This window comes from Enterocloster sp. 210928-DFI.2.20 (assembly GCF_020554465.1).
GTDB lineage: Bacteria > Bacillota > Clostridia > Lachnospirales > Lachnospiraceae > Enterocloster > Enterocloster bolteae.
The window spans coordinates 13,880-26,804 of the sequence record NZ_JAJCHK010000006.1 but is presented as its reverse complement, the minus strand read 5'-3'; the positions used below and the strand labels follow the sequence as shown (position 1 = coordinate 26,804).

Here is a 12,925-nt window from a genome sequence, read left to right as displayed (position 1 = left end):
TAATTGCCACATAGTGATAAGGAGGTGTTATTATGGCGGAGAGGCCGGCAGAGGATAAGAGTGGTATACTGCCAGAAACGTCTATCTTCTTTTATGGAATACCGGCTTACGGGCATCTGCATTCAAACCTTTATTTAACAGGATGCCTGTCTGCTGCCGGATACAGGGTTGTTTATTATTCAATGGAGCCTTACAGGAGAGAAATTGAGGCAAATGGCTGTGAGTTCAGGGCTTATCCTTTGGACCGGGATTCCATTGATGCCTCTGACGGGGACAAGCCGTTAAAACTGTACCGTCTGATTCTGGAATACACCCGCGATATGCTTCCTCATCTTCTGGCAGAGGCAGAAAAGGAGAAACCATACCGTGTCATATTTGATTCTCTGGCCCTGTGGGGCAGGGCTGTGGGAGAAATCATGAAGATACCTTCATACAGCTTTTACAGCATTGCGGTCGTGGACCGTGTTGGAGGGAACGCATTTTGGGCATATGCATCCGGGTTCTCAGCTTCTTTTCTCCGGTATGCGGGAGAATTTAATCGGGCCATGGATGTCCGCCGCAAGCTAAGGCAAACATATGGAATCAGAAAGCTGGGTGTGCTGTCTGTTTTGATGAACAGGGGAAGCAGTAATCTGATGGGATATTCCAAAGACTTCCAGCCGGGCGGAAACAAATTGGGAAACGGTTATGTATTCCTGGGACCCTTGGCGCCCTTTAGAAAGGTCATCCAGACCAATGATTTTGTTTGTCCCGATGACAGGCTGATTTATATTTCCCTGGGAACCGTATTTAACCGGGATGAGGGACTCCTGCGGGAGATACTGCGCCAGTTTGGGCAAAAACATCCGGTGGATGGGGAACCGTATAAAAATGAGAACCCCTGGAATATAGTCATGGTCTGGGATATGGAAACGGCCGGCAGGAACACAGACACCAAGAAGGATGAATGGAAACACAGGGATAACTTTATTATCCGTCCTTTCGTCAACCAGGGTGAGATACTGAAACATGCGGACCTGTTTATCACAGCAGGAGGAATGAACAGCATTCATGAGGCATTGTACTACGGCGTACCCTGTCTGATGTGCCCCCAGCAGGGAGAACAGCTGCTGAATGCCGGTCAGTTTGAAGCTTTGGGGTTTGGACGGATACTGAGGGACAGGTTGGATTTATATGGGGAAGCCATGGCTGCAATGAAGCTGAAAGACCAGTGGGATGAAGGACTCAGAACAGAAATGTGTGCTGTACACATGGAAGCGGCACTGCAATTATTTAATGAAAACAAATGAAAAGGCCGGCTGAAATATATGGATAAGAGGGGAAACAAAGTATGGGAAAGACCGTGGAAAACGGAAAAAATACAGTTCTTATAACAGGTGCAACCGGATTTCTGGGAGAATATCTGGTAAGGCGTCTTACAAAGGAATACCGGGTCCTGGCAATGGGAAGGAACCGGGAACAGGGGAGGAAACTTGAAGGGCTGGGCGCTGTGTTCTGTCCGGGTGATTTTACAGACCGGAAAACGTGTGAGGCATATTTTAAGGGAGTCCGGTATGTGATTCACGCAGGCGCACGTTCCACTGTCTGGGGCAGATGGGAGGATTTCTACCGGACGAATGTGGCTGGTACCGCCCTTGTGGCAGAGCTTTGCCTGGAAAATGGGATTGAGCGTCTGGTATATATATCGTCTCCGAGCATCTACACGGTAAAATGCGACCGCTATGATATCCGAGAGGAACAGGCACCAAAGTATAATGACCTGAATCATTATATCAGGTCCAAGCTATCAGCGGAACGAGTGGTTGAGGACGTACACCAGAAGGGATTGGAGACTGTCATCCTCCGCCCGAGGGGGCTGATTGGGGTTGGGGATACAAGTCTTGTGCCCCGGCTGCTGCGGGCCAATATGCGGATTGGAATTCCGCTTATGAGGGAGGGCCTTAATACGGTAGACCTTACCAGCGTGGAAAATGTGGCTCAGGCCTGCCAGTTAGCGCTGACAGCCCGGGCGGCTGATGGCATGGCGTTTAATATTACCAACGGCGAGCCGATGGAATTCAAGACATTGCTGGAGCATTTTCTTGCAGCTATCGGAGAGAAGCCCCATTACAGAAAACTGCCCTTTGGAGCTGTCTATGGCATGGCTGCGGCCATGGAATGGGTATACAGGAGCCTCCATCTTCCGGGAGAACCGGCACTTACAAGATATACAGTGTGTACCCTGGGATTTTCCCAAACCATGGATATCAGCAGAGCCAGAACCATATTGGGCTATGAGCCGGAAAAGACATTGATGGAATCCATAGAGGAATATGGAAGGTGGTGGAAAAACAGGGACGAGCCGGTTCTGGATCGTATCGCCAGGGTAAAGATGTATCACTGCGGCTCCTGTACCAATGACCTGGGTCTCCTGTTTAAGAGGCATCCCGGCCAAAAGAGGGAGTTTCCGGCCAGAGCGTTTCTGATACAGCACCGTGACCTGGGCAATATACTGTATGATACAGGTTATTCACAGGCTGTGTATGAAGATGGATTTCTGCTAAAGCTGTACCGCCGGCTGAATCCGGTCCATGTGAAGCCTGATCAGATCATTGATGAGAAATTGAGGGCAGACGGAATAAATCCTGAGAGCGTCCGGACCATCATTCTGTCCCATGCACATCCGGATCATATGGGAGGGCTTAAACATTTTCACGGGTATCATCTGGTGGCAACAGAACAGGTACAGAAGGCGCTTCTGAGACCCTCTGTGAGGAATCTGGTGTTTGCGAATATGCTTCCGAATAGGTCTGCGCATATGCATCCCAAGCGTTGGGGCATGTTTTCCGGTACGCCCAGGGAGGCAGTATCAGAGCTTCCTCAGGATATGATGACAGATATTCCATCGGGAAAATGCTGTGAAGTAAGGGGGCGAACGCCCAAAAAACGGCTGTCAGAACACTTTTTATGCAGATATTTTGAACAGGTGTATGACCTGTTGGGAGACGGGAGCATCATAGGCGTGGTGCTGGACGGACACTGCAGGGGGCAGATGGGGATATGGATTCCTGATTTTAAGCTGCTTCTGGCAGCAGACGCCTGCTGGGGCGGTGATTTGGTCCGCCATACGCTTGAAATGAGGCTGTTTCCGCGTCTGATACAGAATGACTTTATGGAATATAAGAAAACATTAAAAAAGCTTTGTGAGCTTCACAGGGACCATCCGCAGATAAGGATTGTGTTTACCCATGAAAAAGGAAGCGAGGAAACATATGGCTGATACGTTATCTGTTCTCAAATACTATCTTTACTACAAATACAAAAAGCGGTTTTCAGACAGAAGCGCCCTGGAACGGTGGCAGGTACAAAAAATCAGGAAGCATCTGGAGTATGTGGGGGAGCATTCCCGGCTTTACAAGGGAATGAAAAAACTGTCCTCTTATCCGGTTATAGACAAGAAGTTTATGATGGAACATTTTGATGAACTGAACACAGTTGGAATTGGCAGGGAGGAGGCCCTGGAATTTGCGGTCCTGGCAGAGCGCCAACGGAATTTCTCACCTAAGCTTAAGGGGGTAACAGTAGGGCTCAGTTCCGGCACATCGGGAAAACAGGGGATCTTTCTGGTATCGGATGATGAGAAAAACCGTTGGGCCGGATATATTCTTGCAAGGTTCCTGTCGGGAAGTCTGTTTGAGACGTATTCCATAGCATTTTTCATGAGGGCGGACAGTAATTTATACCAGGCAGTGAAGTCCAAAAACATACAGTTCCATTTCTTTGATATTTACAAGGATATGGAGGAACACAGAAAACGGCTGGAAGAAATCCGTCCCCGGATACTGGCAGGACAGCCGTCGCTCCTTCTTATGATTGCAGAGGATGTAAGGAAGGGGAAAACGGATATTTGTCCCCGGATTGTCATATCCATTGCCGAGGTGCTGGAACAGGCGGATGAACAGAGGATAAAGGAGGCGTTTGGCCTTTCTGTTATTCATCAGGTCTACCAGTGCACCGAAGGATGCCTGGCAGCCACCTGTTCCATGGGAACGCTGCACTTGAATGAAGATATAGTGTACATTGAGCGGGAGTATCTGGATGACCGGCGGTTCGTGCCGGTGGTGACGGATTTAGAGAGAAAGGCCCAGCCCATCATCCGTTACCGTCTGAATGACATATTGGTGGAGCGAAAGGAACCCTGCGGCTGCGGCAGCCCCTTCCTGGCTCTGGAGAAGATAGAGGGGCGCGAGGATGATGTGTTTTCCTTTAAAGGGAAGGACGGAAGGAATGTGCCTGTGTTCCCGGATTTTATCAGGAGATGCATCCTGTTTGGGGATAAGGGCAGCGGTGAAAACCAGGCAGGGTCTTCCGGAGATTACAGGATTGTACAGGAGACGGATGGGCGTCTGACTGTGTATGCGGACATGGCAGACCCTGGTAAACAGAGGGTTTTAAAGGAGTTTGAACTGCTCTCAAAAGACTGCGGCTTCCTGCTGCCGGATATATCCTTCCGGCCGTATAGTTGTGAAAAGGGAAGGAAAATGAAGCGTGTGGAGCGCAGAGGTGCAGAGCCGGTGAAGGGAAGGTACATATGAGGGAACGCAAGGTGAAAATTGCCGGCTGGGGAAACACCCTGTCGGGAAAGAAAATAGAATTTGATGGCCAGACCCGGTACCGTCTGGATAAAGACGAAACCTTACTAATGCTTGCGGTCAGGTCTGCCCGAAAGGCATTGGAGCGCGCGGCCATGGATATCAGTGATATGGACTGCATTGTATGCGCCATGGCAACCCCGCTGCAGGCCATTCCCTGCAACGCTGCCCTGGTGCATGAACAGCTGGCCAAGGGACTGGACATACCGGCTATGGATATTAATACCACCTGCACCAGCTTTATATCGGCATTGGATGTGATGTCATGCCTGATTGAAATGGAGCGGTATAAGAATGTGCTGATCATATCGGGCGACACTGCGTCCGCGGCCCTGAATCCAAGGCAGAAGGAGAGCTATGAGCTGTTTTCAGACGGCGCCAGCGCCTGTGTTTTGACGAGAGCTGGGGAACAGGAGTCATCGAAAATTCTCTACAGCTGCCAGAAAACCTGGTCGGAAGGCGCCCATGATACGGAAATCAGGGGAGGTGGAGGCATGATGCCGGCATTTTCCATGAATGATGAAAACCGCGAGGATTTTTACTTCGATATGAAAGGCAAACGTATCCTGAAGCTTTCTGCCCAGAATCTGCCCGGATTTGTGGAGCAGTGTCTGAAGGAGGCGGGGGTAAAGCGGGAGAGCATTGACCTGGTGGTTCCCCACCAGGCCAGCCGGGCGCTGGATGTTATTATGCCCAGGCTGGGCTTTAGGAAAGGAACCTATATAGACCGTGTGTCACAATATGGAAATATGATTTCGGCCTCAGTACCCTACGCTCTCTGTGAAGCCATTGAGGAGGGACGGGTGGGGAAGGGAGACCTGGTGCTGCTCATCGGTACGGCGGCCGGTCTGACGGCAAATTTTCTTTTGATGCGGATTTAATGGGGATGTCTGAAGGTGTTCATTTCCAAGCCGGAACCTGTAAATCTATATTGCCAGATCCAGATATGCCCCGTATCCTTCCTCCTCCATCCTGCTGCGGGGAATGAAGCGGAGGGCAGCGCTGTTGATGCAGTAGCGCAGTCCGCCGGTCCCGGCAGGACCGTCTTCAAACACATGGCCCAAGTGGGAATCACCCTCGCGGCTGCGCACCTCCACGCGGTGCATGCCATGACTGCTGTCCGGAAGCTCCGTGACGGCGCAGGACATGACCGGCTTTGTAAAGCTGGGCCATCCGCAGCCGGAATCAAATTTGTGGGCAGAGGTAAAAAGAGGCTCTCCTGTAACGATATCCACATATAGACCTGGTTCGTGATGATTCCAATATGGTCCTGAAAAGGGCCTTTCGGTGGAGGCATTCTGGGTCACGTCATATTGCTCCCTGGTCAGCTGTTTCTGAAGCTCTGCCCGATCCTGCTTTATGCCCGTTCTGCCGTCCGGACGGACAATGAGGTCCTTGAGACTGCTGAAATCAATATGGCAGTAACCGTGGGGATGATTTTGCAGATAGTTCTGGTGGTAATCCTCAGCCGGATAGAAATTCCTCAATGGTTCTAACTCCACAGCCAAGGGCTGGCTGCAGTCCTTCTGGATTTCAAACATGACAGACTGGATGGGGCCGAGATCCTCATCGCTGATATAGTAGATACCGGTCCGGTACTGGCTTCCGCGGTCATTTCCCTGACGGTTTATGCTGACAGGGTCAATAATTTTAAAAAACTGTCTGACCAGTATGCGAAGTGCAACAATGTCCGGATTATACAAAATACAGACTGTTTCAGCAAAACCAGTGGTGTCTGAGCAGACCTCCTCGTACGTTGGATTTTCCACGGCTCCGTTGGCATAGCCGCACTCCGTATCGCAGACTCCCGGTATACGGGAAAAATATTCTTCCACCCCCCAGAAGCATCCTCCTGCAAAATATATTTTCTGCATGATCCTATCACATCCTTTTCTATGTTTTTTCTGAATTGAATCCATGATTCTATTATGCCCTGGTAAAGGACTAAAATCAATGAATAATGAATGCGGCAATCAAAAGGAGTGCCGTCTGCGGCAGAGAGAGCTGTTTAATTTGTTGCAGACTGTAAAATTCTGGTGTAAAATCATATTATACAGACGGTTAATACAGGTCTTTGGGCTGGAGGTTCTATTTATGGAAATGTTGGTTTTCGGAATTGCCGCAGCAGTATCCTATTGGTATGAAACAGAGGTTTTTTTGTTTTTGGGCAGCGCGTACGTTACGTGCAGGTTTTTGTATAAATGGTATATGCCGCTGCTTGAGACCTGGCCGCCTGAACATGGGGAGACGGGGCGCCGGGTTTTGGGCTGCCTGCCCCCTGTTTCCTTGGCCATCATACTTTTTGTTCTACTGACCATGGCATCCTATGACGTGGTTGGAATTTGGGTTGTTTTTTATATTCTTATGGGATATGCGTGGATATGCGGCGGGGTTTTCATGATGGAATGCCTGGATTTATCCTGGCCCTTTGACGCTGTCCACCTGGATAATAAGGCTGCGGTTTTTCCGGCTGCCGGGGGATTTGTGGGAGTGACTCTTATTTACGCGGGAGCCAACACAGGGGATGGACCCGGCTGGTGGGTTGTCTTATTTGCCGCAGGACTGGGGTTAATTACCTGGCTTGGACTGGCGCTGGTGATAAATCTCTTGACTGATATATCCGAGCGGGTCAGCGTGGATCGTGACATGGGCAGCGGCATCCGTTTCGGTGCTTATCTGATTGCCAGCAGCCTGATACTGGCTTATGCGTCGGGCGGGGACTGGACCTCCACCCAAGCCACGCTCATGGAGTTCTCCGTTGGATGGCCTGTGCTTCCCCTTATGCTGTTTTCTCTTGCGGTGGAGTGGTTTTACATACGTCCGTCCCGTTCCCTTGCGGACAACCGTCTGCAGGCAAATATACTTCCGTCAGTTCTTTGGGGGGTTATTTACCTGGTCTATGCCGGTATTGTGCTTTTGATTTTTCATGGGATTCCGGAACGTATTTCCGGCGGGGTACTCCTGTGAGCGGGGCGGTGCTTGCCCGAATTCCCGGTGAACGGTATTCGGATTACCGTTATGAGGCAATTTTTAGGGCATACAAATGGGATCCTCAGGTGGAGGACCACAACACAGTGGCTGAGCATGTGGTGCTTCTGGACAGCCAGACAGCCAGACAACTGGAACAATGGGCGGAACAGCTGTCCGCTGAGACTATGGAGATTGAGCAGGCTATGATGGAACGGAGCGATTTGGTAAAAAAACTGGGCCTGCCGTCTAAGGTAAAGAAGGCAATTCCCAGAATGGGCAGTTATTCCCCGGAAAGACATGTTAGGCTCATGCGCTTTGACTTTCATCCCACCACAGATGGCTGGTCAGTATCAGAGGTCAACAGCGATGTTCCAGGAGGTCTGGCGGAAGCGTCTGTACTCCCGAGAATCGCGCAGCCGTATTTTCCGCAGTATGAACCACAAGGCCATGTGGCCCGCAGTTTGTTGGAGGCATTCCAAAAGAGAACCGGTCCCGGTGTAAGGATTGCTTTTGTACATGCTACCTCATATGCGGATGACCGCCAGGTCATGCAGTTTTTAGGGGACTATTTTGAAGAAAATGGATACCGTTCCCTGTATGCGGCCCCTGACCATCTTATCTGGAGGGAGCAGCAGGCGGTAAGCCTGATTCAGGGGGAAGAAGGCCCTGTAGGCGGAATTGTGCGGTTTTATCCCCTGGAATGGCTCCCCAATCTTTCCGGACGAACGGACTGGGGCGGTTATTATGATACACAGACACCATCCTGCAACCATCCAATCGCTGTTTTTGCCCAGTCCAAGCGTCTGCCGCTTATATGGGATGAGCTGGGGCTTGAACTGCCTGCATGGAGGGCATTGCTTCCTGAGACCCGCGCTCCGGAGGCCGGTAAATTTGGGGATGGGTGGATTTACAAACCCGCCCTTGGCCGTGTGGGGGAGGGGATTTCCATTCGGGAGGCACTGACTCCAAAGGAATACAGGCAGATTCAGAGAAATGTCCGCTGGCACCCAAAAGACTGGATTGTACAGAAACGGTTTGAAAGCAAACCGGTTTCTGGCGATGAGGGGGAACATTTTCATCTCTGTGTGGGAGTGTTTACAGTAGATGGCAAAGCTGCCGGTTTTTATGGGCGCATCAGTCCCTTTCCCCGCATAGATGCCAGGGCAAAGGATATTCCCCTATTGGTGGAGAAGGAGGATAAACCCAATGAATGACAATTACAATACATACCGAATCTGGGCGCCGGACAATGCTCTGTGGACTCAGTGGGCCAAGCCGGTGCTGTTTGCCCGGACGCTCCAGCAGGTTCCGGAAAAGCTGGTTCTGCCTGCCGTTAAATGGGCCCCTTATGGGGACGGCAGAACGGCTCTGTTTGTGGATTTGCCTGGAAAGAGAGGCGTACTGGAGGGACTTGCCCTGGCTCAAATGGGTTACCGTCCTGTACCTCTTTATAACGGTGTCTACGGCGCCGATAAGTGGTCCATGGCCGTGGATGTAACATCTGTGGCGGAAACGTTGTATCAAGGTGCAGATTACCTTAGCTGCCAGCATATTCGTCCAGATGCGCCGCCTGCATTTCTTCTGGATGCGGCCAGAATGAAAGGTACGGCCCGACAGCCGGGAAGATATGATAACCGCTGGTGCGTCTTTCCGCAGGACGCCCCCTCGGCTGATTTTCTGAAGGCCCAGGGTATCGAATCCATTTATGTAAGAACCAAGGAGATACAGAATGATCTGGCCCATATACTTCTGCGCTATCAAAAGAAGGGGATTCGGATTTATCAGGTCAGGGATAATGGCGTGCCGAAAAAGCTGACTGTAGTGAGGCCTTCCCATTTTAAAAGTTTTCTGTACCGCTTTTGCACATTGCTGGGACTGACCAGGAATGCAGCGGGGGGATTCGGCGGAATGGTGCCCGAGGCCACCCAGTCCTCAGGAACCCGGTATTATGGTATTGGCTAGGAAGCGGCGGAAGAATGCGAAATCGTCCTATTGCCTTGAAGATGTCTGCCAGGCAATAGGGCGATTTGTTAAAAGAAATGCTATTATTTTTCATACGTTACCAGCTGGCTCAGGGCAATTCTCTGCCGGTCAAAGCGGCTGGTATCAGCAGTTCCGGCATTGGAATATCCAATTGCCAGAATATTGATTGGTTCAAGATGTTCCGGCAGTTCAAACTCCCTGCACAAAATGTCCGGATTAAAATAGCATACCCAAACGCTTCCCAGGCCCAGTTCCGTGGCCTGCAGCATCATATGGTCTGTCAGAATAGAGGCGTCAATGTCGCCGGTCTGTTTTTTGTCAAAGGGACGAACCCATGCCTTCTCATGGTCTGCGCAGACAATGATGGCCAGGGGAGCGCCGTAGATGTTAGCAGCCTTTCCGATTTTTGCAAGGCTTTGCTCACTTTGGGCGACAATCAGACGGATCGGCTGCAGATTGGCAGCAGTGGGGGCAACACGGGCGGCTTCCAGAATTTTCTCCAGCTTTTCTGGTTCTACATGCTGACTGGTATAACTGCGCACAGAAAAACGCTGCTTGGCGATACTGAGAAACTCCATAATATTAAATTCCTTTCTGATTTTTATTATGGCATCAAATCAACCATTGATTTTACAACCATTGACTTTATTTTATCATCTGTCATATAATTCACAAGAATGCACTTTTAAGGTAGATACTTCCCAAAACCATAGTATCCCCGTAAGCAATAGCAGGACAAACAGGAGGAAATCATGACACAGCAGGAAAGAAGCATGTTCAACTGTCCGGTGGAGGCGACCTTATCCTTGATTGGCGGAAAATACAAACCAATTATTCTCTGGCATCTGATAAAAGAGCCGCTTCACTATATGGAGTTACAGCGGCTCATTCCCGGCGCAACACCTAAAATGCTTTCCCAGCAGCTTCGCGGCCTGGAAACATCGGGTATGATTTCCAGAGAAGTTATACCGGAGAAACCGCCCAGGACTATCTATTCCCTGACCGAATTCGGCAAAAGCATTATTCCGGTGCTGGATGTGATGTGTACCTGGGGAACGGATTATTTAAACGGGCTGAATGTGAAAACACCTTGTCAGAAGCAGGAGAGGGGATGAGTGGAGGGAAAGACTCATAGCATTTTTATGTTAGTTAGATTATTTGGTTTACGTAAAAATGTTATGTAAACACAAAGCGTGTGAGAAAATATTAAGTGGATACAAGGTATCCCGAAAGAACACTAAATCCCTTGTGCATTTTAACTGCACAGGGGATTTTTAATAAAAAATAAATATTATAGCCACGATAGCCTCTCTGATAAATATTGACCAAAACAGCGGCTTCCCATAATGCATATTATCAACCAAAACAAATATCTCCTATTTAGATAAATGCGGATACCTGTGCGCATAACTATAATATATTTCGACAATAAAACTAAATTTATAATCCCCCAGGATTAAAAAAATACAACTTATTTTGTCGGTATGCGAAAAAGTGTGAGATTATTGTATGATAAAAATAAAAAAACAGGTTATTTTGGAACAGTCCTATTGATAATATGCATTATCAGAAACAAATATCATACTATCTGATAAATCACGAACAGAATATGTACAAATAAGGAAAGGGAGCAAAAATGAAGAATTTAAAGATTGGTCCAAAACTGATACTATGTTTTATGCTGGTTACATGTCTGTCCAGTATATCTGGTATATTGGGGGCATTTTTTTTGCACTGGTCAGATCAGAACTACAGCAAAGCTCTTGTGGAAAATGGGTTTAGCCAAGGAGATATCGGCTCATTTGATACATACCTCAATAAAGGCTCTGCTGTTGTGAGGGATATTGTGCTTCTTACTGAGGAGAAGGAGATACAGAATTCCCGCAGCGAGCTGGAACAGATTGACCAGAAAATGCAGCAGTCCCTGGATGCTCTGAAGATAAATTGCCAGACGCCGGAAGAACAGTCGCTGATTGCTGTTATTGACCAGGAACTGCCCAGGTATATGGAAATCCGATCCCAGGTGGTGGAAATGGGACTTAAAAACCATAATGATGAGGCGTTGGACATATTCAGGAACCAGGCAAGACCGATTCTTAATAATGCTATGAACGCAGCCCAAAAGCTGGCGGACCTTAACAAACAGATGGGAAATGAAGTATCCAGGTCCCTTACGGATAACAGCAGGCTTATTATATATATGATTGTCTTTGTTATTATAATTTCAGTGAGTATATCCGTGGCAATGTCCTTCTGGGTTGCGCGGCTTATATCCAGGCCGATTCTGAACGTAAGGGATGCCGCGTTCAAGCTTGCCCAGGGAGATTTAGATATATCCATCTCCAACGATTCCAATGATGAGGTGGGAGAGATGACACGCTCATTTTCCGAGGCTGCCGGGATGATGCGGCGCTACATCACAGATATATCCAGAGGACTGAGCGAAATATCCCATGGTAATTTTAATATTACCCCTAATGAAAAGTACAAAGGGGCATTTATAACAATTGAAGAGTCATTGTTTACGATAATCCATTCCCTTAGCAATACTATGGGAGAAATCAACGAGGCGGCCGAGCAGGTATCCTCCGGTTCGGAGCAGGTATCCATCGGGGCACAGTCTTTGTCACAAGGCTCTACGGAACAGGCCAGCTCCATTGAAGAAGTGGCGGCTACTGTAAACGAAATTGCATCCCGTATTAAGCGGAACGCAGAGAATGCTCTGAGCGCCAATGAGAAGGCTGTGGAAATGGGCCGCCGGATAACGGAAAGCAACCGCCAGATGCAGGACATGATACACGCCATGGATGAAATCAGCAGTTCTTCCAAAGAAATAGGAAAGATTATTAAGACCATTGAAGACATTGCCTTCCAGACCAATATATTGGCATTAAACGCTGCCGTGGAGGCTGCCAGAGCCGGGGAGGCAGGGAAGGGCTTTGCCGTGGTAGCTGATGAAGTGAGGAGTCTTGCAAGCAAATCAGCAGATGCATCAAACAGTACGTCAGCCCTTATTGAAAACTCCCTGCGCGCTGTTCTTAATGGTACAAGAATAGCTGATGATACTGCTAAGAACCTTTCGGACGTGGTTTCAGGTGTAAAGGATGTGGTAGCCACCATTGGACAGATATCCAATGATTCCACAGAACAGGCAGATGCCATCGGACAGGTCACTCAGGGAATTGACCAGGTTTCCAGTGTCGTACAGACGAACAGCGCCACTGCGGAAGAAAGCGCTGCGGCCAGTGAGGAACTGTCAGGGCAGGCTCAGCTGCTAAAGAAACTGATTAGTCAATTCCGCCTTATCACGGTTCAGTAAGAGATTAACGGTAAAGGACTCA

The 12,925-nt window shown here is 49.0% G+C and carries 11 protein-coding genes; 9 read left to right on the top strand and 2 right to left on the bottom strand.

Going from position 1 to position 12,925, the window contains the following annotated elements:
• Positions 1 to 32 precede the first annotated feature (32 nt).
• From LI015_RS07780 to LI015_RS07765, 4 genes are read left to right on the top strand one after another with little or no spacing between them, the layout of a single operon-like run.
• Positions 33 to 1,289, top strand: coding sequence for a glycosyltransferase (locus LI015_RS07780; protein ID WP_227124487.1), 1,257 nt, complete (start codon positions 33 to 35; stop codon positions 1,287 to 1,289).
• A gap of 41 nt (positions 1,290 to 1,330) precedes the next feature.
• Positions 1,331 to 3,259, top strand: a complete 1,929-nt coding sequence (locus LI015_RS07775; protein WP_227124485.1) for an NAD-dependent epimerase/dehydratase family protein — start codon at positions 1,331 to 1,333, stop codon at positions 3,257 to 3,259.
• The gene (locus LI015_RS07770; RefSeq protein ID WP_227124484.1) at positions 3,252 to 4,574 is read left to right on the top strand and encodes a F390 synthetase-related protein; all 1,323 of its coding nucleotides are present in this window, start codon (positions 3,252 to 3,254) and stop codon (positions 4,572 to 4,574) included. The genes LI015_RS07775 and LI015_RS07770 overlap by 8 nt, the downstream gene beginning before the upstream one ends.
• Positions 4,571 to 5,512 (top strand): 3-oxoacyl-[acyl-carrier-protein] synthase III C-terminal domain-containing protein, encoded by a 942-nt coding sequence (locus LI015_RS07765; protein WP_117627106.1) that lies wholly within the window; start codon positions 4,571 to 4,573, stop codon positions 5,510 to 5,512. The genes LI015_RS07770 and LI015_RS07765 overlap by 4 nt, the downstream gene beginning before the upstream one ends.
• 45 nt (positions 5,513 to 5,557) lie before the next feature.
• On the opposite strand, the gene msrB is transcribed toward LI015_RS07765, so the two are convergent.
• The gene (gene msrB, locus LI015_RS07760; RefSeq protein WP_002573649.1) at positions 5,558 to 6,505 is read right to left on the bottom strand and encodes a peptide-methionine (R)-S-oxide reductase MsrB; all 948 of its coding nucleotides are present in this window, start codon (positions 6,503 to 6,505) and stop codon (positions 5,558 to 5,560) included.
• A gap of 220 nt (positions 6,506 to 6,725) precedes the next feature.
• On the opposite strand from msrB, the gene LI015_RS07755 reads away from it, so the two are divergent.
• Genes LI015_RS07755 through LI015_RS07745 form a run of 3 tightly spaced genes read left to right on the top strand, consistent with a single transcriptional unit; the run spans position 6,726 to position 9,563 of the window.
• Complete coding sequence (locus LI015_RS07755; RefSeq protein ID WP_118018756.1) at positions 6,726 to 7,598, top strand: DUF350 domain-containing protein; 873 nt, start codon at positions 6,726 to 6,728, stop codon at positions 7,596 to 7,598.
• Positions 7,595 to 8,815, top strand: coding sequence for a glutathionylspermidine synthase family protein (locus tag LI015_RS07750; RefSeq protein WP_117627103.1), 1,221 nt, complete (start codon positions 7,595 to 7,597; stop codon positions 8,813 to 8,815). Before LI015_RS07755 ends, LI015_RS07750 begins: the two co-directional genes overlap by 4 nt.
• Positions 8,808 to 9,563 carry a hypothetical protein gene (locus tag LI015_RS07745; protein WP_002573652.1) on the top strand — a complete coding sequence of 252 codons (756 nt, stop codon included), beginning with the start codon at positions 8,808 to 8,810 and terminating at the stop codon, positions 9,561 to 9,563. The genes LI015_RS07750 and LI015_RS07745 overlap by 8 nt, the downstream gene beginning before the upstream one ends.
• 83 nt (positions 9,564 to 9,646) lie before the next feature.
• Here the strand turns inward: LI015_RS07745 and LI015_RS07740 are convergent, their stop codons facing one another.
• Complete coding sequence (locus LI015_RS07740; RefSeq protein WP_002573653.1) at positions 9,647 to 10,162, bottom strand: nitroreductase family protein; 516 nt, start codon at positions 10,160 to 10,162, stop codon at positions 9,647 to 9,649.
• A 174-nt stretch (positions 10,163 to 10,336) separates the two neighbouring features.
• Here LI015_RS07740 and LI015_RS07735 point away from each other — a divergent pair, with 174 nt between their 5' ends.
• Both LI015_RS07735 and LI015_RS07730 read left to right on the top strand, forming a co-directional pair.
• Entirely contained in the window at positions 10,337 to 10,699 is a 363-nt protein-coding gene (locus tag LI015_RS07735) for a winged helix-turn-helix transcriptional regulator (protein ID WP_002567650.1), read from the top strand.
• Positions 10,700 to 11,220: 521 nt separating this feature from the next.
• A complete protein-coding gene (locus LI015_RS07730; protein WP_002573654.1) occupies positions 11,221 to 12,903 on the top strand; it encodes a methyl-accepting chemotaxis protein in 1,683 nt (560 codons plus the stop codon).
• Positions 12,904 to 12,925 lie beyond the last annotated feature (22 nt).